Source organism: Geodermatophilus sp. SYSU D00708 (assembly GCF_054050115.1).
In genome coordinates this window covers 1-20,257 of sequence record NZ_JBJGYS010000047.1, presented here as the reverse complement: position 1 = coordinate 20,257, position 20,257 = coordinate 1, and the positions used below count along the sequence as shown (strand labels likewise).

General features: G+C 75.7%; 23 protein-coding genes. 13 read left to right on the top strand and 10 right to left on the bottom strand.

The genetic code is table 11. The features are described from left to right. Window positions 1–6 precede the first annotated feature (6 nt). Both ACI79D_RS24005 and ACI79D_RS24000 read right to left on the bottom strand, forming a co-directional pair. Window positions 7–246 (bottom strand): hypothetical protein, encoded by a 240-nt coding sequence (locus ACI79D_RS24005; RefSeq protein ID WP_456921045.1) that lies wholly within the window; start codon window positions 244–246, stop codon window positions 7–9. 126 nt (window positions 247–372) lie between these two features. Beyond that, complete coding sequence (locus ACI79D_RS24000; protein WP_456921044.1) at window positions 373–1,206, bottom strand: alpha/beta fold hydrolase; 834 nt, start codon at window positions 1,204–1,206, stop codon at window positions 373–375. Window positions 1,207–1,348: 142 nt separating this feature from the next. Here ACI79D_RS24000 and paaD point away from each other — a divergent pair, with 142 nt between their 5' ends. The 5 genes from paaD (at window position 1,349) to ACI79D_RS23975 (ending at window position 4,530) form a co-directional block, all read left to right on the top strand. Continuing rightward, window positions 1,349–1,849 carry a 1,2-phenylacetyl-CoA epoxidase subunit PaaD gene (gene paaD, locus ACI79D_RS23995; RefSeq protein ID WP_456921043.1) on the top strand — a complete coding sequence of 167 codons (501 nt, stop codon included), beginning with the start codon at window positions 1,349–1,351 and terminating at the stop codon, window positions 1,847–1,849. A 49-nt stretch (window positions 1,850–1,898) separates the two neighbouring features. Further along, window positions 1,899–2,450 carry an isopentenyl-diphosphate Delta-isomerase gene (gene idi / locus ACI79D_RS23990; RefSeq protein WP_456921042.1) on the top strand — a complete coding sequence of 184 codons (552 nt, stop codon included), beginning with the start codon at window positions 1,899–1,901 and terminating at the stop codon, window positions 2,448–2,450. Between the two features lie 86 nt (window positions 2,451–2,536). Next, window positions 2,537–3,361 (top strand): polysaccharide deacetylase family protein, encoded by an 825-nt coding sequence (locus tag ACI79D_RS23985; protein ID WP_456921041.1) that lies wholly within the window; start codon window positions 2,537–2,539, stop codon window positions 3,359–3,361. A 77-nt stretch (window positions 3,362–3,438) separates the two neighbouring features. Further along, window positions 3,439–4,218: an SDR family NAD(P)-dependent oxidoreductase gene (locus tag ACI79D_RS23980; protein WP_456921040.1), complete on the top strand. Its 780-nt coding sequence runs from the start codon at window positions 3,439–3,441 to the stop codon at window positions 4,216–4,218. Window positions 4,219–4,248: 30 nt separating this feature from the next. Continuing rightward, window positions 4,249–4,530, top strand: coding sequence for a hypothetical protein (locus ACI79D_RS23975; protein ID WP_456921039.1), 282 nt, complete (start codon window positions 4,249–4,251; stop codon window positions 4,528–4,530). On the opposite strand, the gene ACI79D_RS23970 is transcribed toward ACI79D_RS23975, so the two are convergent. Both ACI79D_RS23970 and ACI79D_RS23965 read right to left on the bottom strand, forming a co-directional pair. Continuing rightward, window positions 4,527–6,833: a SpoIIE family protein phosphatase gene (locus ACI79D_RS23970; RefSeq protein ID WP_456921038.1), complete on the bottom strand. Its 2,307-nt coding sequence runs from the start codon at window positions 6,831–6,833 to the stop codon at window positions 4,527–4,529. The two genes, ACI79D_RS23975 and ACI79D_RS23970, sit on opposite strands and share 4 nt — an antisense overlap. Further along, complete coding sequence (locus ACI79D_RS23965; RefSeq protein ID WP_456921037.1) at window positions 6,830–7,435, bottom strand: biliverdin-producing heme oxygenase; 606 nt, start codon at window positions 7,433–7,435, stop codon at window positions 6,830–6,832. Before ACI79D_RS23965 ends, ACI79D_RS23970 begins: the two co-directional genes overlap by 4 nt. 158 nt (window positions 7,436–7,593) lie before the next feature. Between ACI79D_RS23965 and ACI79D_RS23960 the strand changes: the two genes are divergently transcribed. Both ACI79D_RS23960 and pruA read left to right on the top strand, forming a co-directional pair. Next, complete coding sequence (locus tag ACI79D_RS23960) at window positions 7,594–8,529, top strand: proline dehydrogenase family protein (RefSeq protein ID WP_456921036.1); 936 nt, start codon at window positions 7,594–7,596, stop codon at window positions 8,527–8,529. An 11-nt stretch (window positions 8,530–8,540) separates the two neighbouring features. Next, window positions 8,541–10,166 carry an L-glutamate gamma-semialdehyde dehydrogenase gene (gene pruA / locus ACI79D_RS23955; protein WP_456921035.1) on the top strand — a complete coding sequence of 542 codons (1,626 nt, stop codon included), beginning with the start codon at window positions 8,541–8,543 and terminating at the stop codon, window positions 10,164–10,166. 18 nt (window positions 10,167–10,184) lie between these two features. Here the strand turns inward: pruA and ACI79D_RS23950 are convergent, their stop codons facing one another. Beyond that, on the bottom strand, window positions 10,185–10,712 hold the full coding sequence (locus tag ACI79D_RS23950; RefSeq protein WP_456921034.1) for a DUF488 domain-containing protein: 528 nt from the start codon (window positions 10,710–10,712) through the stop codon (window positions 10,185–10,187). Between the two features lie 85 nt (window positions 10,713–10,797). Between ACI79D_RS23950 and ACI79D_RS23945 the strand changes: the two genes are divergently transcribed. Next, complete coding sequence (locus tag ACI79D_RS23945; RefSeq protein ID WP_456921033.1) at window positions 10,798–11,955, top strand: MFS transporter; 1,158 nt, start codon at window positions 10,798–10,800, stop codon at window positions 11,953–11,955. Between the two features lies 1 nt (window position 11,956). Here the strand turns inward: ACI79D_RS23945 and ACI79D_RS23940 are convergent, their stop codons facing one another. The 5 genes from ACI79D_RS23940 to ACI79D_RS23920 form a co-directional block, all read right to left on the bottom strand. Further along, the gene (locus ACI79D_RS23940) at window positions 11,957–12,307 is read right to left on the bottom strand and encodes a hypothetical protein (protein ID WP_456921032.1); all 351 of its coding nucleotides are present in this window, start codon (window positions 12,305–12,307) and stop codon (window positions 11,957–11,959) included. A gap of 75 nt (window positions 12,308–12,382) precedes the next feature. Beyond that, on the bottom strand, window positions 12,383–13,198 hold the full coding sequence (locus ACI79D_RS23935; protein ID WP_456921031.1) for an ABC transporter permease subunit: 816 nt from the start codon (window positions 13,196–13,198) through the stop codon (window positions 12,383–12,385). Beyond that, on the bottom strand, window positions 13,195–14,100 hold the full coding sequence (locus ACI79D_RS23930; protein WP_456921030.1) for an ABC transporter ATP-binding protein: 906 nt from the start codon (window positions 14,098–14,100) through the stop codon (window positions 13,195–13,197). The genes ACI79D_RS23935 and ACI79D_RS23930 overlap by 4 nt, the downstream gene beginning before the upstream one ends. Window positions 14,101–14,298: 198 nt before the next feature. Continuing rightward, window positions 14,299–15,375 (bottom strand): NAD(P)-binding domain-containing protein, encoded by a 1,077-nt coding sequence (locus ACI79D_RS23925; RefSeq protein WP_456921029.1) that lies wholly within the window; start codon window positions 15,373–15,375, stop codon window positions 14,299–14,301. 35 nt (window positions 15,376–15,410) lie between these two features. Then, entirely contained in the window at window positions 15,411–15,770 is a 360-nt protein-coding gene (locus ACI79D_RS23920) for a hypothetical protein (RefSeq protein WP_456921028.1), read from the bottom strand. A gap of 145 nt (window positions 15,771–15,915) precedes the next feature. On the opposite strand from ACI79D_RS23920, the gene ACI79D_RS23915 reads away from it, so the two are divergent. The 5 genes from ACI79D_RS23915 to ACI79D_RS23895 form a co-directional block, all read left to right on the top strand. Next, on the top strand, window positions 15,916–16,527 hold the full coding sequence (locus ACI79D_RS23915; RefSeq protein WP_456921027.1) for a hypothetical protein: 612 nt from the start codon (window positions 15,916–15,918) through the stop codon (window positions 16,525–16,527). Between the two features lie 434 nt (window positions 16,528–16,961). Next, window positions 16,962–17,606: a TetR/AcrR family transcriptional regulator gene (locus ACI79D_RS23910; protein ID WP_456921026.1), complete on the top strand. Its 645-nt coding sequence runs from the start codon at window positions 16,962–16,964 to the stop codon at window positions 17,604–17,606. 102 nt (window positions 17,607–17,708) lie between these two features. Beyond that, window positions 17,709–18,095, top strand: coding sequence for a DUF6394 family protein (locus tag ACI79D_RS23905; RefSeq protein ID WP_456921025.1), 387 nt, complete (start codon window positions 17,709–17,711; stop codon window positions 18,093–18,095). A gap of 12 nt (window positions 18,096–18,107) precedes the next feature. Then, window positions 18,108–19,952, top strand: a complete 1,845-nt coding sequence (locus ACI79D_RS23900; protein ID WP_456921024.1) for a potassium channel family protein — start codon at window positions 18,108–18,110, stop codon at window positions 19,950–19,952. Window positions 19,953–20,027: 75 nt separating this feature from the next. After that, window positions 20,028–20,257, top strand: a 230-nt coding sequence (locus ACI79D_RS23895) for a ClpX C4-type zinc finger protein (RefSeq protein ID WP_456921023.1), incomplete at its 3' end; no start/stop codon positions are given.

The window sequence follows — 20,257 nt, the reverse complement described above, 5'->3', positions numbered from 1 at the left end:
CGCGGGTCAGGCGGCGAGCTGCTCGCAGTCGCCGCAGCGCAGCACGCCGACGGTCGACTCCTGCCAGTCGACGTCGGGCAGCGCGGTCACCTCGCTGCCGCACACCGCGACGGCGTCTCCGCGGACGGCCGGGCGGGCGACGGCGTGCGCCACCCCGGCCGGCTGGTCGTCGTCCCGGACGCCGAGGACCGACGAGGGCCCGACGGCGACGATCCGCTTCGACCCGGCCACGTAGTCACTGAGCATTCGACACACTGTGCCACCGTCACGTGACGGACAGGGACGAGCGGGGCTGTGACGGTCCCCCTCTTGCCGGTCGCGGCCGGGTGTGCCCGCCGTCCTGACCTGGACGGCGGAGCGCGGCGTCCGGCATCAGGCGTGCCGGCGCACGTGCTCGGCGACGAGCTCGGCGGTCCGGTCGGGGGCCAGTTCCGGGATCCAGTGGGTCACGCCCTCGAGCACCTCCAGCCGGTACGGCGCGTCGACGAAGCGGTGCGTGGCCTCGGTGGCGGCGCGGCCGAGGAAGGCGTCCCCGGTGCTCCACAGGTGCAGCGTCGGGACGCGGACGGTGCCGACCGGGTCGCGGGCGTCCAGCGGCAGGGCCCGGTACCAGGCGATGGCCGCGGCCAGCGCGCCCGGCTCGCGCATCCGGGCGACGTAGTGCTCGCAGAGGTCCGGCGGCAGGTCGCTGCGCAGGAACATCCTCCGCAGCGGCTCGCCGCCCCCGACCAGCAGCAGGCGCTCGGGCAGGAACGGGACCTGGAACAGCGCCATGTAGTACGACCGCAGTGCCTGGTCGCTGGTGACGAGCGCCTGCGCCATGGCGGCCGGGTGCGGCACCGAGACCGCGGTCAGCGTGCGCACCCGCTCGGGGTGCCAGGCGGCCAGCGCCCACCCGACGATCCCGCCCCAGTCGTGGCCGACCAGGTGGGCGCTGCCGAGCCCGGCCTCGTCGAGCAGCGCGAGCACGTCCGCGGTCAGCTCCCGCAGCCGGTAGGCCGACCGCCCCGGCGGCCGGGCGCTGGGGGAGTAGCCCCGCTGGTCGGGCGCGAGGGTGCGCAGGCCCGCGGCGTGCAGGCCGGCCGCGACCGCGGTCCAGGCGGTGGCGTCCTGCGGGAAGCCGTGCAGCAGGACGACCGGCTCGCCCTCGGGTGGCCCGCCGTCGCGGACGTCGAACACCATGCCCTCACGCCGGAAGCTGTCCACCCCGCGACCCTGCGCGCCGACCGGGCGGTCCGCCAGTCGTCCCTGTCCTCACCTTCCGTGACGAACCCGGCACCGACACGCGACCGCCCGGACGGGTGTCGGGACTGGCGTCGCCGCGTCGGCCGGGACAGGGTGGGTTGTGATGACCGCCACACTCGATCCCCGGGCCGTCGCGGACACGGTCACCGACCCGGAGTTGCCGCTGCTCACGCTGAGTGACCTCGGTGTGCTGCGCGACGTCCGCGTGGAGGAGGGGATCGTCGTCGTGGAGATCACGCCGACCTACACCGGCTGCCCGGCGATGGGGACGATGCGGGCCGACCTGCTGCGGGCCCTCCACGATGCCGGCTGGCCCGACGTCGACGTCCGGACCGTGCTGGCGCCCCCCTGGAGCACCGACCGGATCACCGCGGCGGGCCGGCGCAAGCTCGTCGAGGCCGGCATCGCACCTCCGGGGCCGGCGCCGCAGCGCGGGGAGGAACCGGTGCCGCTGCCGCTGGGCCCGCCCCGGCGGACGGCGTCCTGCCCGCTGTGCGGGTCCGACGACACCGAGGAGGTCAGCGAGTTCGGCGCGACGGCGTGCAAGGCGCTGCGCCGCTGCCGCAGCTGCCGGGAGCCGTTCGAGCACCTCAAGGAGATCTGAGCTCCGCGGCCCGGACGCACGCGGCGGCTGCATCCGGGACCATGGGGGAGTGACGGCCACCTCGGAGGAGCTCATCGTCCTCGTCGACGACGACGGGACGGCGATCGGCACGATGCCCAAGCCGCTGGTGCACCACGGCGAGACGCCACTGCACCGCGCCTTCTCCGCCTACCTGTTCGACGACGCCGGACGGCTGCTGGTCACCCGCCGCGCCGAGGGCAAGCAGACCTTCCCGGGCATGTGGACCAACACCGTCTGCGGCCACCCCGGGCCGGGGGAGGACGACGCCACCGCGATCGCCCGACGGGCCGCCTTCGAGCTGGGCCTGGGGGTTGACCGGCTGCGGGAGGCGCTGCCCGGCTACCGCTACCGCGCGGAGTTCCGCGGCGTCGTGGAGAACGAGGTGTGCCCGGTCTACCTGGGCCGCTTCACCGGCACGCCCGCCCCCGACCCGACCGAGGTCGGTGCCTGGGAGCTGCTGGACTGGACGGACTTCCGCCGCCGCCAGGAGGCCGACGGCGACGACGCGTGGTCGCCCTGGTGCCGCGAGCAGGCGCGGCTGATCGAGGCCGCCGGGCTGGCTCCGGGCAGCAGACCGTAGCCGGGGCCGCACGAGGCGTGCCGGCCGCGCGGGGCCGCTCGTGTCGCTGCCCGGGAGCCGTCGACGCGCCGTCCTAACTTCCGCGCATGGAGCGCCGACGGTTCCTGCTCTTCCTCGCCGCGGGTGTGGCCGGTGCTGCCGTGGGCCGCGGCACCTCGGGCCTCGTGGACCCGGAGCAGGCCCCTCTTCCCCCCGCCGTCCCGGCCGCCGCCGAGCCCGTGACCCCGGTCGCCCGGCAGTTCCTGGACCCCCCGGTCGGCGCCGTCGACCAGCTCCCGGGGGAGGGGACGAAGCTGGCGCTCACCATCGACGACGGCACCAGCTCGGAGGTCGTCGGCTCGCTGTGCACCTTCGCGAAGGACAGCGGCGTCCGGCTGACCTTCTTCCCCAACGGCATGTACAAGTCCTGGGAGGAGAACGGCGAGCTGCTGCAGCCCCTGCTGGACTCCGGTCAGGTGGCGATCGGCAACCACACCTGGTCGCACCCCGACCTGACCACGCTCTCCGACGGGCAGGTGGCCGACGAGATCGGCCGCAACCGCGACTGGCTGGAGACGACGTTCGGCGCGCAGGACACCCCGTTCTTCCGCCCGCCGTTCGGTTCCCACGACGAGCGGGTCGACCGCATCTCGGCGATGGTCGGCCACCCCACGGTGGTCCTGTGGAACGGCACGTTCGAGGACAACCGGCTGCTCACCGCCGAGGAGCTGATGGCCGCCGCGCGCGAGTGGTTCGCCGCCCAGGCGATCATCGTCGGCCACGCCAACCAGCCGACGATCACGGAGGTGTACGAGGACCTGCTCGAGCTGATCGCCGACCGCGGCCTGCAGACGGTCACCCTCGCCGACGTGTGGGGGCCGCCGAGCCTGTCCGTGGTGCAGACGGTGTCGGGCAGCGCGACCACCACGTAGGTCGTCCCGACCTGCGGCCGACCGCGTCTTCGGCGAGGCTGATCACGGCACCGACGTGATCAGCAGTGGAGGAGCGGATGACAGAGCGCGGGACGTTGGCGGGGCGGGTCGCCCTGGTGACCGGCGGGGCGAGCGGACTGGGCCGGGCGACGTGCGTGGCCCTCGCGGAGGCCGGCGCGCACGTGGCGATCGCCGACATCGACGCGGCCGGCAGCGAGGCGACCTCGAAGCTGGTGGCCGACGTGGGCGGCTCCGCCGAGGTCGTCCCCCTCGACGTCACCGACGACGCGAGCCGCCGGCAGGTGGTGCAGCAGCTGTTCGACGCCCACGGCGACGCGTTCGACGTCCTGGTCAACGTCGCCGGCATCGACCGCCCCGGGTACATCACCGACATCGACCTCGCCGACTACCAGCGGGTGCAGGCGGTGAACTGCGAGGGACCGGTCTTCCTGACCAGCGAGTTCATGAAGCGGGTGCAACACCTGCCCGAGGGGCGTACCGCGGACGTCGTCCACATCGTGTCGCTGTCGGCGATCACCTCCGGCAGCGGCGCGATCGCCTACAACGGCTCCAAGGCCGGCTTCCTCAACGCCACCCGGTGCATCCAGCGGGAGCTGCGGGAGAAGGCGCGGAAGGCCGACGACGGCACCGAGCGGCCCTTCCCGTGCCGGGTCCAGGCGGTCATCCCGGCCGCCATGGACACCCCGATGATGGAGCAGTGGGGTATCCCGTCCCACCTGATGATGCCGCCCTCGGCCGTCGCCGAGATGGTGCGCTACCTGGTCACGCTGCACCCGGCGGCCTTCGTGCCGGAGATGCAGATCGTGCCGCGACTCGAACCCAACTTCCCCCGCTGACCTGCGGTGCCCGTCAGGAGGAGGCGCGGCATGAGCTCGACCGACCCCGAGGACCCCACGCCCGACACCGCGATGGCATCGGGCTCCGACGCCGGTGAGCCCGGCGGCCACCTCGGCCCGGGCGACCTGTCGCCCGACGAGGAGCGGCTGCTCGCGGCCCTCGAGCGGGACGCCCGCTCGGCGGCGGTCCCCCCGGAGGAGACGACCGCGGAGGTGCGCGCGGCCGAGGACGAGGCGCCGCTGCCCGGGGAGGGCGGCGACCAGGACGACGGGCTGTCGGCCCGCTTCACCGCCCCGCCGGACCAGCCCTAGCCGGAGCCGAGGCGGACGGCGACCAGCGCCACGTCGTCCTCCGCGCCGTGCGGGAGCAGCCGGGCCACGACCTCGTCGCAGACCTCGTCGACCGGCCGCTCCCGCAGGGCGGCGAGCTCCTCGCGCAGCCGCGCCACGCCGTCGTCGAACACCTGGTCGCGGCGCTCGACGAGCCCGTCGGTGTAGAGCAGCAGCGTCGAGCCCGGCTCCAGGAGCGTCTCGGACTCCTCGCGGCGCGCGGTCGGGTCGACGCCCAGCAGCAGGCCGGCCCGCGGTGGGGTGAGTGCCCGCGCCGCGCCGTCCGGCCCGACCACGAGCGGTGGCAGGTGGCCGGCGCTGCACCAGCGCAGCCGCGCGCCACCGGACGCCGGGTCGGGCGTGAGCCGGCCGACCAGCACGGTGGCCAGGGCGCCGAGGTGCAGGCCGGCGACGGCGCTGTCGAGCCTGGCCAGGACGGCGCACGGGCCCTCGGCGTTGTCGAAGGCGATGCCGCGCAGCAGCCCGCGCAGCTGGGCCATGTCGGCCGCGGCGGCCGTGTCGTGACCCACGACGTCGCCGATGACCAGCATCGTCGAGCCGTCGGGCTGCTCGAAGACGTCGTACCAGTCACCGCCGACCTGGCTCACGCTGGTGGCGGGCACGTAGCGGACGGCGACGTCGAGCAGGGCCGACGCGGGCGGGTCGGTGAGGTGGCTGCGCTGCAGCGTCTCCGCCGCCCGGACCACCCGGCGGGAGCGCGCGTACAGCGCCTCCAGCAGGTGGGTGCGCAGCTGGGCGACCTCCGCGAGCTCGTGCGCCCTCCACGGCTCGGCGCGGTCGCGCACCGTCTCCCGCCAGCGGTCGAACGACCGGCGCGGGCTCAGCCGGATCTCGTCGCCCTCGCGGGCGGCGATCGCCTTGTTGTGCGGGTCCCCGCCCCAGTCGACCGTGCGGACCGCCTCGGCGCGGTGCCAGAGCACGTACTGGCCGTCGGGCAGGGGCAGCACGAGGACGCCGCACGCGGGCTCGGCGACCTCGGCCAGCGCGGGGGCCTCCAGGCGCAGCGAGTCGGTGGCCACGACGTCCTCGGACCGGGCGGCCGCCCAGGACGCGACGGCCTCGGCCGCGCCGTCGGGCAGGGGGGTGCCGCGGCTGCCGGTGCGGCCCTGCAGCGCCACGACCACGCCGTCGGCGGGCAGTAGGTCGAGCAGGCTGGGGGAGCCGAGCAGCGTCTCGGCCAGCGGGCGGTCCTCGTCGAGGGTGGCGGCGGTCAGCCAGGCCAGCGTCGAGCGCACCTGCAGCGCGCGGTGCACCTCGTCCTCCTCGGCGCGGTCGACCAGCCGCACCGACAGCGTGGAGCCGAGGAACTCCGCGGCCGCCCGGGTCGCGTACGGCGGGGCGTGCGGGCCGGAGTAGTGGTGGCAGGCGATCAGGCCCCACAGCCTCTCGTCGCGCAACAGCGAGAGGGACATGGAGGCGCGCACGCCCATGTTCTGCAAGTACTCGACGTGGATGGGCGAGACGCTGCGGAGCGCGGAGTAGGTCAGGTCCAGCGGCTCCCCGGTCGCCGGCAGCGCGGCCGGCTGCAGCCGCGCGGGGACGTAGTCGACGTCGGAGATCAGCCGGATCCAGTTCTTCTCGTACAGCGCCCGCGCCTGGGCGGGGATGTCCGAGGCGGGGTAGTGCAGGCCGAGGAAGGAGTTCAGGCCCGGCGCCTTGGCCTCGGCCACCACCTCGCCGTTGTAGTCGGCGTCGTAGCGGTAGACCATCACGCGGTCGAAGCCGGTGAGCTGGCGGACCGCGGCCGCGGTGATGTCGTAGAGCTCCTGCAGCGTCGAGGCGCGGTTGAGCTCGCCGACGGTGCCGCGCACCGCCTGGTAGGTGTTCGGGAAGGAGAACGGCCGGGGCCCGTGGGCCGGCTCCAGCTCCACGACCAGCACCGTGGCGGGCGGGGTGCCCTCGCCGACCACGGCCCGGTGCAGCAGGGCGTCGACCGGTACCGGGCTGCCGTCGACGTCGAGGGTGACCTCGACCGGGTTGCGCTCGCGCAGGTCCCCGAACGCGCTGGCCGACCGGGCGACCGCCTCGGCCGCCGCCATCCCGAGGACCTCGGGCAGCCGCCGGCCCAGCGCCGCGCGCCAGTCCAGCCCGACCAGGTCGGCGAGGTTCTCCGACGCCTGGACGACGACCAGCTCCGGCTCGTCGACCGCGAGCAGCACCCCGCGCGGCTGGATGCTGCCCGGGACGTGGATCGGCTCGCGCTCGCAGTTGCTCAGGTCGATCGGCGTCCCCGGCGGGAGCAGCTCGGGTTCGGTGCGGCTCACGCGCGGGTCCCGACCGGGGTGACCCACTCGGCCAGCGCGGTGAACGTGGTCCGGGCGGCGTCGACGAGCCGCCCGGCGTCGCCCCCGGCGGCCACCCGCTCCCGGGTCACCCGCCGGTAGGCGTGCCACATCGCGCCGGTCTCGGTGCCGTAGGGGGAGAACGCGCCGATCTCCACCCCGGGCCCGAGGGCCGGCAGCACGGCCAGGTGGCGGGAGATGAACGTGCCGCCGAGGGTCGAGCCCTCCAGCACGTACAGCCGGCCGAGGGCCTGGTCGGTGTCCTCGACGCCGGGCAGGTCCGGGACGTCGTCGGCCTCGTCGGGAGCGCCCAGTGCCCGCAGGTCGGCGGCGAACAGGTGCGCCCGCCGGCGCCGCGACCAGTCGGCGGTCTCCGCGTCGGCCGGCTCGCGGCGTGCCCAGGTGTCCAGGCCGGCCTCGGCGGCGGTCCAGAAGGCGTGCAGGCGGGCGAGGACCTCGACCAGCCGGTCCCTGCGCAGCTCCGGGTCCATCAGCCCGAGGCTGGTCTCGACCTGCTCGTGCTCGGCGGCGGTCGCCGACCGCAACGTCGTGAGGACGTCGACGCGCCCCGCTTCTCGAGGCAACGCCTCTCCTCCCACACCGGTCAGCTACCCGAGGGTAGGCCACCCATGCGCCGTAGGTGCACGCTGCAACCGAGGCGGCCCGTACGGCTGTCGCTGGTGGCGGGGGCGGTGGCTGCCTAGCGTCGGTGGTCTCGGGTCCCCGGACGGCGGAGGTGGGCGTGCTGTCGCAGAAAGCGCTGCTGCTCGGCGCGTCCCGCCGGCCGGGGCTGCGCCGGCTGGTCACCGGCACCCCGGCCACCCGGCGGGTGGTGGACCGCTTCGTCGCCGGGGAGACCCTCGACGACGCGCTCACCGTCGTCCGCCGGCTCACCGGGGCGGGGATCGCGGTCACCCTCGACCACCTGGGGGAGGGCGTGACCGACCGCGCCGAGGCACGCCGCTCGCGCGACGCCTACCTGGAGCTGCTCGACGGCCTGGCCCCGCTGGGCCTGGGCCGCGCCGCCGAGGTGTCGGTGAAGCTCTCGGCGTTCGGCCAGGCGCTGCCCGACGGCGGCCCCGACCTCGCCCTCGACCTGGTCCGGCCGGTGGTGGAGGCGGCCGGCGCGATCGGCACCACGGTGACCCTCGACATGGAGGAGTCGGCCACCGTCGACTCGACCCTCGCCGTCCTGACCGAGCTGCGCCGCGACCACCCCGGCACCGGCGCCGTGCTGCAGGCCGCGCTGCACCGCACGGAGGACGACGCCCGCGCGCTCGCCGTCGCCGGGTCGCGGGTCCGGCTGGTCAAGGGCGCCTACGACGAGCCGCCGTCGGTCGCGTACCAGAGCCGCGCGGAGGTCGACGCCTCCTACGCCCGCTGCCTCGGGATCCTCATGACCGGCCCCGGCTACCCGATGGTCGGCAGCCACGACCCCCGGCTGGTCTCGATCGCCCAGCGGCTGGCCGCGCGGGCCGGACGGCGGCCGGACTCCTGGGAGGTGCAGATGCTCTACGGCATCCGCTCCGCCGAGCAGCGCCGGCTGGCCGCGGCCGGCGTCTGCGTGCGCGCCTACGTGCCCTACGGCGCCGACTGGTACGGCTACTTCATGCGCCGCCTGGCCGAGCGGCCGGCCAACCTGCGCTTCTTCCTCCGCTCCCTCGTCACCACTGGTTGAGAGGCACGCTCATGGACGGCATCACCCGAGTCCCCCCGCCGCGCAACGAGCCGGTGCTCACCTACGCCCCGGGCTCGCCGGAGCGGGCGGCCCTCCAGGCCCGCCTGACCGAGCTCGCCGCCGAGCCGCTCGAGCTCACCATGACCCTCGGCGAGCAGCGGCGGCTGGGCCGCGGCGAGCGGTTCGACGTCGTCCAGCCGCACCGGCACGCCGCCGTCCTCGGCACCGCGGCGCACGCCACGCACGCCGACGCCCAGGACGCGGTGGCCTGCGCCAAGGAGGCCGCGCCGGGCTGGCGGGAGCTGTCCTTCGACGACCGCGCCGCGGTGTTCCTCAAGGCCGCCGAGCTGCTGTCGGGACCGTGGCGGCAGACGCTCAACGCCGCGACGATGCTCGGCCAGAGCAAGACCGCCTACCAGGCCGAGATCGACAGCGCCTGCGAGCTGATCGACTTCTGGCGCTACAACGTGCACTTCGCGCGGCAGCTCCTCGAGGAGCAGCCGGTCTCCAGCCCCGGGGTGTGGAACCGGGTGGACCACCGCCCGCTGGAGGGCTTCGTCTACGCCGTCACCCCGTTCAACTTCACCGCGATCGCCGGCAACCTGCCCACCGCACCGGCGCTCATGGGCAACACCGTCGTCTGGAAGCCCGCGCCCACCCAGCAGTTCGCCGCGCACTTCCTCGTGCAGCTGCTCGAGGCGGCCGGTCTGCCGCCCGGGGTGGTCACGATGGTCACCGGCGACGGCGTCGCGGTCTCCGACGTCGTCCTGGCCGACCCGGACCTGGCCGGCATCCACTTCACCGGGTCCACGGCGGTGTTCCAGCAGCTGTGGCGGCGGGTGGGGGAGAACATCTCCTCCTACCGCGGCTATCCCCGCGTCGTCGGGGAGACCGGCGGCAAGGACTTCGTCGTCGCCCACCCCTCGGCCGACCTCGACGTGCTGCGCACCGCGCTCATCCGCGGGGCCTTCGAGTACCAGGGGCAGAAGTGCTCGGCCGCCTCCCGCGCCTACGTGCCGCGCAGCGTGTGGTCCCGGCTGCGCGACGACCTCATCGGGCAGACCGAGGCGCTGCCGATGGGCGACGTCACCGACCTGTCCAACTTCATGGGCGCGGTCATCGACCGGCGGTCGTTCGCCAAGCTCACCGGTGTCCTCGACCGGGCTCGCGATGACGACGCGCTGACCGTCGTGGCCGGCGGGCAGGCCGACGACTCGGAGGGCTTCTTCGTGCGGCCGACGATCGTCGAGGGCACCGACCCCGGCCACGAGGTCTTCACCACCGAGTACTTCGGCCCGGTGCTGGCCGTGCACGTGTACGAGGACGCCGACTACGACGCCGCGCTGGCGCAGATGGAGTCGGTGGCCCCGTACGCCCTGACCGGCGCGGTCATCGCGCAGGACCGGGCCGCGATCGCGCACGCCGAGCGGTTCCTGCGGTTCGCGGCCGGCAACTTCTACGTCAACGACAAGCCGACCGGCGCGGTCGTCGGGCAGCAGCCCTTCGGCGGCGGGCGGGCCTCGGGCACCAACGACAAGGCCGGCGCCGCGCAGAACCTGCTCCGCTGGACGTCGACCCGCGTGGTCAAGGAGACGTTCGTCCCGCCCACCGACCACCGCTACCCGCACATGCAGTAGGACCGACCCTCCAGCACGTCACAGGGCGGGCCAGTGGACCAGGCCGTCATCGCCGAGGACGGCGCCGGCCGACGGGCGGTGCGGGGTGAGCCGCCCGTCGGGCATCAGGTGGGTCACCGGCACGCCGTGGGCGAGGACGGCGACGTCGGCGACCAGCCGCCGGTGGCAGCGCCACCACACGCTCTCGCTGCACATCACCGCCACCGGGGCGGTCGCCGCCTCGGCCAGCACCTCGTCGAGGGCGGCGCCGAACTCCGCTGTCCGGGTGTGCGCGGCGTAGGCGGCGAACTGCGCGACGGTCCACCAGCCGTCCGCGACGGGCTCGTCCGGGGGCAGCCGCCGCCGGCCGCCGAGCCGCGCGTCCCACCGGTAGCCGATGCCGGCCGCGGGCAGCCACTGCTCGAGGGCCTCGCGCCGGACGTCGGGGTTGGTGCGGCTGCCCGGGAACCGGCGGACGTCGACCACCCGCGCCACCCCTGCCGCGGCCAGCCGGGCGCCGAGGCGGGCGCGGTCCTCAGGCCCGTGGCCGACGGTGAGCAGCGGCATGCCCCGTCCCTACCCGCCCCACTGCAGGAGGGTGGCGCGGCATGCTGGTCGGCCGGGCGACGGAGCCCGGGCGAGGGGGAGCGGTGTGGCCGGCGGGGTGGGGACGAGGGAGTCGCTGTGGCGGCTGCCGGCGATGCGGGCGCTGGTCGGGGCGACGGCGCTGGGCTTCGCCAGCTACTGCCTGACCCTGGCCTCGCTGCCGGCCTACGCGGTGGCGGGCGGCGCCGACCCCGACACCGCGGGCGTGGTCACCGCCGTCTTCCTCGGAGTCACCGTGGCGGTGCAGGCCGCCGTGCCGGCGCTGACCGCCCGCCTCGGGCTGGGCCCGGTGCTCGCCGCGGGGCTGCTCGCGCTCGGGGCGCCGGCGCCGCTGTACGCGCTCGGCGACGGGTTGCTCTGGCTGTCGGCGATCGCGGTGGTGCGGGGCGCCGGGTTCGCCGTCCTCACCGTGCTCGGCGCGCTGCTCGCCGCGCAGGTCGCCCCGCAGGAGCGCCGCGGCGAGGCGATCGGGCTGTACGGGCTGGCCATCGCGGTACCCAACCTGCTCGCCGTCCCGGCGGGGGTCGCGCTGGTCCTGGACGGACACGCCGGCTGGCTGGCCTGGCTGGCCGCCGCGCCGGTGCTGGCGCTGCCGCTGGTGCCGGGCCTGGTCCGGTCGGTCCGGCTCCGGGCGGCGCCCGGCGGCTCGTCGCGCGCCGCCGTGCGCGCCGCGCTCGCCCCGTCGGCCGTGCTGCTCGCCGTCACCCTCGCCGGCGGCGGGCTGGTGACGTTCCTGCCGATCGAGCGCCCCGACGGCGCCCTGGCGACGGCGGCACTGCTCGTCTTCGGCGTCACCGGGGCGCTGACCCGCTGGCGGGCGGGGCTGCTCGCCGACCGCGCCGGCACCCGGCGGCTGCTGCCCGCGGGCGTGCTGGTCGCCGCGGTCGGGCTGGGCACGGTCGCCGCCGGCCTCGGCGCGGGGGACGCCTGGGTGCTGATCGGGGCGGGGCTGTTCGGCGCCGGGTTCGGCGCGGTGCAGAACCTCACCCTCGTCACCGCGTTCGCCCGTGCCGGGGAGGGCGGGGCGACCGCCGCCAGCGCGCTGTGGAACGCCTCGTTCGACGTCGGGACCGCCGTCGGCGCCCTCGTGCTGGGCCTGGTCGCGGCCGGCGTCGGCCTGCCGTGGACCTACGTGCTCGTCGCCGCCGGGCTGCTGCTCGTGCTGCCGGTCGCGCGGGCGGCGACCCCGCGACCGGCCGGCTGACTCACCCGGCGGCGCGGTCCGCGGCCTCCCGCAGCGCGCGGAGGAAGAGGACCTCCTCGGCGGACCGGCGCAGCCACGCCCGCAGCCCCTCCGGGTCGTTCCGGGCGGCGTCGCGCAGCTGCGCCAGGTGCAGCTGCCGGGTGCTGGCCTGCGCGCGCTGGGCGGGCGGCAGCTGCCGGCCGTCGGCGCGGGCCAGCGCGGTCAGCCCGGCGCCGACGAACACCAGGTCGCGGATCCCGCCGACCCCGGCGAGCAGGGCGTCGGCGGCGGCGGGGTCGTCCTCGCCGAGGAGGCGGACCAGCTCCTCGGCCGTCCGCCGTCCGGCCTCCTGGGATTCCAGTGCGTGGGTCACGCCCTCCACTGTGCCTGGCCGTCGCCAGCGGCCGTCCGGAGGGGCGGAAATGGCCACTTCCGCCCCTCCGAGCGGCTACGCGTCCCGGCGGGAGAAGGCCACCGCGGCGACGGCCAGGACGGCGGCCACCTCGGCGACGAACACCGCGAACCCGGGCCACGGGTCGAGCAGCAGCGGGTTGAACGACTCCGGCGTCGCGACGCGGGCGCCGGCGTTGCCGGGCATCAGCTTGGTCGCCCACTCGCCCCAGGCGCCGGGCAGCAGCATCACCATGTTGCCGACGACGAACACCAGCCCCAGCACGATCGACAGCGCCGCGGCGGTGTGCCGGACCAGCAGCCCCACCGCGGCGGCCAGCAGCCCGAGCCCGGCCATGTACAGGCCGCTGCCCAGCAGCGCACGCAGCACGCCGTCGTCGCCCAAGGCCAGGCCGATGCCCTCCCGGTCGAGGAACCAGTTGCCGCCGAGGTAGCCGGCCAGCGCGGTGAGGGTGCCGGCGACGAACAGCGTCCCGGTGAGGACGACGGCCTTGGCCGCGAGCACCGTCCCGCGCCGCGGGGTGGCCGCCAGCGTCGCCCGGATCATCCCGGTGCCGTACTCGCTGGTGACCGCGAGCGTCCCTAGGACGATGGCGGTGGCCTGGGCGAACATCATCCCCCAGGTGACGAACGCCCCGGCCGGCTCACCGGTTTCCCCGCGAGCGAGGTCCGCGGCGGCCAGCGCGCAGACCAGGGTGGTGAGCCCCGCGCCGAGGACGAACATCGCCACCACCGACCAGGGGGTCGAGCGCACGGTCCAGAACTTGATCCACTCCGCGCGCAGCGCCGCCCCGGCCCCGGGCGTCGCCGGCGCCTCGTGGCGGGTCTGCGGGCGGGCGTCGACGGCGGTCATCGCTGCGCCCCCGCGTACTCGACGCTGTCGGCGGTGAGGGTCATGAAGGCGTCCTCCAGCGAGGAGCGGACCAGGGTCAGCTCGTGCAGCAGCAGTCCGGAGCGTCCGACCAGCTCACCGACGGCGGCGGCGTCCCGGCCCTGGACCCGCAGCTCGCCGCCGTGCGCGGCGACGTCGAGCCCGTCGCGGCGCAGCAGGGTGGCCACCTCGTCGTGCTGCGGGCTGCGCACCCGCACGTAGGAGGCGGCGTGCTCGGCGATGAAGTCCGCCGTCGAGCAGTCGGCGAGCACCCGGCCGCGGCCGATGACCAGCAGGTGGTCGGCGGTCTGCGCCATCTCCGACATCAGGTGGCTGGAGACGAACACGGTGCGGCCCTCGGCGGCGAGGTCGCGGGCCAGGGTGCGCACCCAGCGGATGCCCTCCGGGTCCAGCCCGTTGACCGGCTCGTCGAGGACGACGACCGGCGGGTCGCCCAGGAGCGCCGCGGCGATGCCCAGCCGCTGCCCCATGCCCAGCGAGAAGCGGCCGACCCGGGTGTGCGCGACCGAGGTCAGGCCTACCAGGTCGAGCACCTCGTCGACGCGGCGGACCGGGATGCCGTTGCTCGCCGCCAGCCAGCGCAGGTGGTCGCGCGCCGAGCGGCCCGGGTGCAGCGCCCGGGCCTCGAGCAGTGCGCCCACCTCGCGCAGGGGAGCGGGGGAGTCGGCGTAGCGGCGGCCGTTGACGGTGACGCTGCCGGAGGTCGGCCGGTCCAGGCCGAGGACCATGCGCATCGTCGTGGACTTGCCGGCGCCGTTCGGGCCGAGGAAGCCGGTGACGCGTCCGGGCGCGACGGTGAAGGAGACGCCGTCGACGGCGGTCTTGGGGCCGTAGGTCTTGGTCAGCCGATGCGCGGTGATCATGCGGCGCACCGGCGGGGCGAGGGCAGGGAGGTCATGCCGTCGAGGCTGTCGGCCGGCGGCGCCCGGCAACATCCGGGAACCCCCTGGACCGACCCTGAACGGTCCCGGAGGCTGCTCGGTCGAGATCGCGGGATCTCGCACGCCCGGGGCGGCGGATCCGGGCGAGATCCCGTGATCTCGACGAGGGGGGCGAGGAGCTCAGGCCGAGCGGGGCAGGGCGTCGTGCGGGTGCAGCAGCCGGCGGAGGGCGACGGCGGCCTCCCGGCCGGCGCGGTTGGCGCCCACGGTGCTGGCCGACGGCCCGTACCCGACCAGGTGCAGCCGCGGCTCGCCCGCGACCGCGGTGCCCGCCATGCGGATGCCGCCGCCGGGGCCGCGCAGCCGCAGAGGCGCCAGGTGGCCGAGCGCGGCGCGGAAGCCCGTGGCCCACAGGATCGCGTCGGCGCGGACGAACCGCCCGTCGTCCCACGCCACGCCGTCCGGGGTGATCCGGTCGAACACCGGCAGCCGGTCGAGCACCCCGCGCTCGCGGGCCTCCCGCACCCACGGGGTGACCACCAGGCCGGTGACGCCGACGACGCTGCCCGGGGACCGTCCCTCGCGGACGGCGTCGGCCACCAGCGCGACCGCGGCCCGGCCCGCCTCCGGCCCGAACGGTTCCTCCCGCCACACCGGCGGGCGCCGGGTGACCCAGGTGGTGTCGGCGACCTCGGAGATCTCGCCCAGCAGCTGGACCGCCGAGGCGCCGCCGCCCACGACGACGACCGACCGGCCGGCGAACTCCCCGGCCCCGCGGTAGTCGACGGGGTGCAGCTGCCGGCCGCGGAACAGCTCCTGCCCGGGGTAGCGCGGCACGAACGGGGCCGTCCACGTGCCGGTGGCGTTCACGACCGCGTCGGCGATCCAGTCGCCGGCCGACGTCTGGACGAGGAACCGGTCGTCGCCGGTGCGGCGCACCGCCGTCACCCGCACCGGCCGGTGCACCGGCAGCCCGAAGTGCCGCTCGTAGTCGGCGAAGTAGGCCGGCACCGCCGCGGCGGCGGGCACGTCGTCGCCGGCCTCGGGGAAGGGCAGCCCCGGAAGGTCGTGCACGTGGTGGGTACGGGCCAGCGTCAGCGACGGCCACCGGTGCTGCCACGCGCCGCCGGCGCGGGCCTCGCCGTCCAGGACGACGAAGCCCGCGCCGGGCTCGAACCCCTGCCGGGCGAGGTGGTGCGCGGCGCTCAGCCCGGCCTGGCCGGCGCCGATGACGACGACCTCGACGTCCCTGCTCACGCGGGGGACAACCGTGCCGGGCGTGCGGACCTTCCTCAGCCGAGCCGGGCGGGCGTGAGCCGGTCCAGCTCGGCGCCGGTGAGCGTGGCGATGTCGTCCGGGTCGTACCCGAACCGCACGGTGACCGCGCCCAGCCGGGCCTCCACCAGGTCGGTGGGCCGCTCGTCGGAGCCGTCGGCCGGCCGGTACCACCAGCGCTCGGCGAGCACCGGCAGCCCGCGGCGCCGCAGCCACGCCGCCGCCTCCTCCCGGTCGGGGAAGGTGCGCAGGGCCGAGCCGAAGAGCGCGTGCGCGACCACGCACCGGGCGCCGTCACGCCGCTCGGTGCTCAGGTAGCCCACCAGCTCGCCGTCCTCCCCGCGGTGGACCGGCTCCAGCTCCTCGTTCCTGGTCACGTCCGGAACGGTAGGGAGGCCCACAACCGGGTTCGGCGCATCTTGCGGATCCCTTGCGGTTGACCGGCGGGAGCCCTGCGGTTGGCCCGCCAGAGTTCCTCGTGTCGCCGGGACACCGGCGAGGAGACCGAACGAGGAGAGCACCGTGACCAACCGGGACACCCGCGCCACCCGCGCCCGGATCGCCGCATCGATCGGCGTGCTCGGGGTCGCCGCGACCGTGGCGGGGCTGGGCACCTTCGGGACCTTCACCGACAGCACCACCCCGGTCGTCACCCAGCTCGACACCGGCGTGCTGTCCATCGCGCTCACCGAGGCCGCCGACGCCGCGACGCTGTCGCTGTTCGACAACGGCGTCTTCCTGGCCGGGGACTCGGAGAGCTCGGCGATCGACCTGGTCAACGACGGCACGGTCGCGCTCTCGGAGCTGCGGCTGGGCTCGGTGGCGACGGCGTCCAGCGTGCTGGACACCGACCCGGTGCACGGGCTGCAGCTCGCCGTCGAGGGGTGCTCGGAGGCCTGGGAGTCCGCCGGCGGGGCCTGGACCTGCGACGGCACGACGACCGACTTCTACTCCGGGCCGATCGTGCTCGACGCGGCGCTCGGCGGCGCGGCGAGCCTGGCGCCGGGCGGGGTCACGCACCTGCTGCTGACCGCGTCCCTGCCGTCGTCGACGGGCGCGGACCTCGTCGAGGGGGCCAGCAGCTCCCTGGACTTCACCTTCAGCGGCGTGCAGCGCGACGGCGCACCGCGATGAGCCGGCCCGCCAGGGCCTGACAGACAGCCGGCGTCTCCATCGCACGGGGGGACGGAGCCGCCGGCTCGCACGACCGGCGACGTCGAGGGGGACGACGTCGCCGGGCACGAGGACCGGTGTCACCGCGGGGGAACGGTGCCATCGGCTCGCACCACCGGAGACGTCGAGGGGGACGACGTCGCCGGGCACGACGACCGGGTCACCGCGGGGGAACGGTGGCATCGGCCGGCACGACGACCGGCACCGCCGAGGGGGACGGCGGAGCCGGTCGAGGGGGAACGGCCGAGGCCGGCCGCGGGGCACACCCGCGGCCGGCCTCGCGGCGTCGGAGGAGCCGGTCGGGCTGCAGTCGACGAACGGCGTCATGCCCGTGTCGCGCTGGGTACTGCGCCCCTCACTCTGCGGAAGCGACTGATACGCAGTACGTTCGACTGATGACTGTCGGTGATGGAGTCTGGCAGGGGGAGGCCGCGCCGACCCGTACCCGCACGGGCAACCGCCGCCTGGACCCGGCTCGGGACAAGGCCATCGCCGCGGCGGTGCTCGAGGTGCTCGGCCGCGAGGGGTGGGCCGGGCTGACGATGGACGCCGTCGCCACGGTCGCCGGGGTGGGGAAGGCGACCATCTACCGGCGCTGGTCGAGCAAGACCGACCTCCTGCTCGGGGTCCTGGACGTCGCCGGCGGGCAGGTGGTGGCCGCTCCGGACACCGGCGACCTCCGGGGGGACCTGGTCGCGCTGATGACCGCCAGCACCACCCGGCTGGAGGGCCCCACCGGCCGGATGACGCGCAGCCTGCTCGGCGCGGTGGTCGACGCCCCGGCGCTCGCCGAGGCCTACCAGCGCGGCCCCCTGGCCTGCTGGGACCGCGCCTGGGCGACGGTGTTCGAGCGCGCGGTCGAGCGCGGCGAGATCAGCCGGTCGGCGGCGGACTCGGTGGCGGCGCAGATCTGCCCGGCGGTGCTCGTCCTGCGGTGGCTGACCGGGCGCCCCGTCGACGCCGACCTCGTGGCGCAGGTGGTCGACGGGGTGGTGCTCCCCCTGCTGCACTGCCCTGGGACGCCGCGCCAGGAGCCGTGAGGCCCGGACCCGCGTCGTCCTGACCCCGCCCGGCCGGGCGACAACGCGTTTCGGACCGGCGGGAACGGGGCAGCGGGCGCAGACCGTCGTCGGGAGGGCCGGGTGAACCTGGAGAAGGTCGTCTTCGGCTTCTTCGTCGTGCTCGCGGCCACCCTGAACTTCGGCTTCTTCATCGGCGACATCTCCGACCCGGCCCTGCACAACCCCTACGAGCTGTTCGCCGCGGTCGTGGTCAACCTGATCGCCACCGTGCTGAAGTTCGGCGACCGCACCCAGATCGGCGCGGTGCACCTGGCCACCAGCCTGGTCGCCGACCTGCAGCTGATCGGCGCGGCGCTGATGTACGGGTACGCGGTCTACGTCTCGACGGCGGGGCTGACCCCGGCCTGGACGGCGAGCGTCGTGTCGCTGTCCGGCGGCGCGCTGCTGGCCAACATCGTCTCCGTCGTCCTCCTGGTGGTGGAGACGGTGTCGTTCCACCGCGGCTGAGGGGAGACCGGCGTGGGCAACCCCCTGCTGACCTTCTGGCAGCAGCTGTTCGGCGGGCGGGACGACGAGCGGCGGGGCAAGCGGGCGATCCTCCGCGCCGCCGCGTCCTCGGCCGCCCAGGCCTCGGCCACGATCTTCCTGGTCATGCGGCGGATGCGCGCGCCGCTGATCGTGCTCATCGGCATCTTCGCGGTGAGCGTGCTCGGGCTGACCCTCATCCCCGGTCAGGACGCCGAGGGCCGGCCGTGGGACATGGGCTTCTTCGACGCCTTCTACGTCATGAGCTACACCGCCTCGACCATCGGTTTCGGCGAGATCCCGTACCCGTTCACCTACAACCAGCGGATGTGGGTGACGATCTCGATTTACCTCACCGTCATCGGGTGGGCGTACGCGATCGGGTCGCTGCTCGCCCTGGCGCAGGACCGCGCGTTCCGCTCCGCCCTGGCGCTGCAGCACTTCACCCGCAAGGTGCGCCGGCTGCGGGAGCCGTTCGTGCTGGTCGCCGGGTACGGCCGGGCCGGGGAGCTGCTCGGGCACTCGCTCGACGCGCTGGGCCGCCGGTTCGTCGTCCTGGACGCCTCCGACGAGCGCATCGACGACCTGGAGCTGGGCTCCTTCCACGCCGACGTCCCCGGGCTGGCCGCCGACGCCCGGGACCCCGGCCACCTCGCCGTCGCCGGGCTCGACCACCCCTGCTGCGAGGCGGTGGTGGCCCTGACCGACGACGAGGAGGCCAACCTGTCGGTGGTCATGGCCGCGGCGCTGCTGCGGCCGGACCTGCCGGTCATCGCGCGGGCGACCTCCCGCGGCATGGCCGAGCGGATGCGGGCCTTCGGGTCGCCGAACGTGGTCAACCCCTTCGACCGGTTCGGCGACCTGCTCCGCCTGGCGCTGCGCGCCCCGGCCGCCTACCAGCTGCTGACCTGGCTGGAGAGCGGGCCGGGTGCGCCGCTCCCCGAGCGCGCCACCCCGCCGCGCAGCGGTCGCTGGGTGGTCTGCGGCTACGGGCGGCTGGGCCGGGAGCTCACCGGCGACCTGCGGGCGGAGGGCATCCGGGTCACCGTCGTGGAGTCCGCGCCGACCGACGCCGAGACCGACGGTCTGCTGGCGGTGGACGGGTCCGAACCCGGCGCGCTGACCGAGGCCGGGCTCGAGGACGCCGTCGGCTTCGTGGCCGGCACGAACAACGACATCGCCAACCTGTCGCTGGTCGCCGCCGCCCGGCGGGCCAACCCCCGGCTGTTCGTCGCGGCAAGGCAGAACCGGCCGGCCAGCGCCCCGCTGTTCGCGGCGATGGACACCGACGCGCTGCTGGTGCCGACCGAGGTCATCGCGCACGAGGTCTACGCCCAGCTGGCCACGCCCCTGCTCTGGCGGTTCCTGCGCGAGATGCCCGGCCGCGGCGACGAGTGGGCGGCCGACCTGGTCGAGCGGCTGCGGCAGCTGTGCGGGCGGCACCTGCAGTCGCTGTGGAAGATCCGGCTGACCGCCGCCGAGGCGCCCGCGCTGGTGCGCCGGCTGGCCACGGGGCACGCCTGCCTCGGCGACCTGCTGCGCAACCCGGAGGACCGGGACGAGCCGCTGCACGCGCTGGTGCTGCTCGTGCTCCGCGGCGACGAGGCCACGCTGGCCCCGGACGGCGACTTCGAGGTCCGCGAGGGCGACGAGCTGCTGCTCGCCGGCTGGTCCGCGGCGCGGCGGGCACTGTCGACCGCCCTCGTGGTCGACGCCGCCCTCGAGTACGTGGTGACCGGACGCCGCGTGCCGTCGAGCTGGGTCTGGCGGAAGCTCAGCCGCACCCCGGCACCGGCCGAGGCGCCGCGGTCGCGGCCGACCGCCCCCACGCCGTCCTGACGCCCGGGCCGGACCGCGTCGCCGTACCGTTCCGGCCGGGGCCGCCGCGCGGAGCGTCCCCGCGAGGAGGCGGCGATGGCGACCGACCAGCACCTGGGCCTGGCGTGCTCGTTCTGCGGCAAGGGCACCGACGAGGTCGCCCACCTCGTCGCCGGCCCGGGGGTCTACATCTGCGACGGCTGCGTGCGGCTCTGCTCGGAGGTCCTCGAGGAGGTCGAGGAGGGGCGGGCGCCGGCGCCGGGGGGGGCCGGCCCGCTCCCGGCCTCTGGTCGGCACCGGAGCCGCGGCGCGCGGGCGGGGGCGGC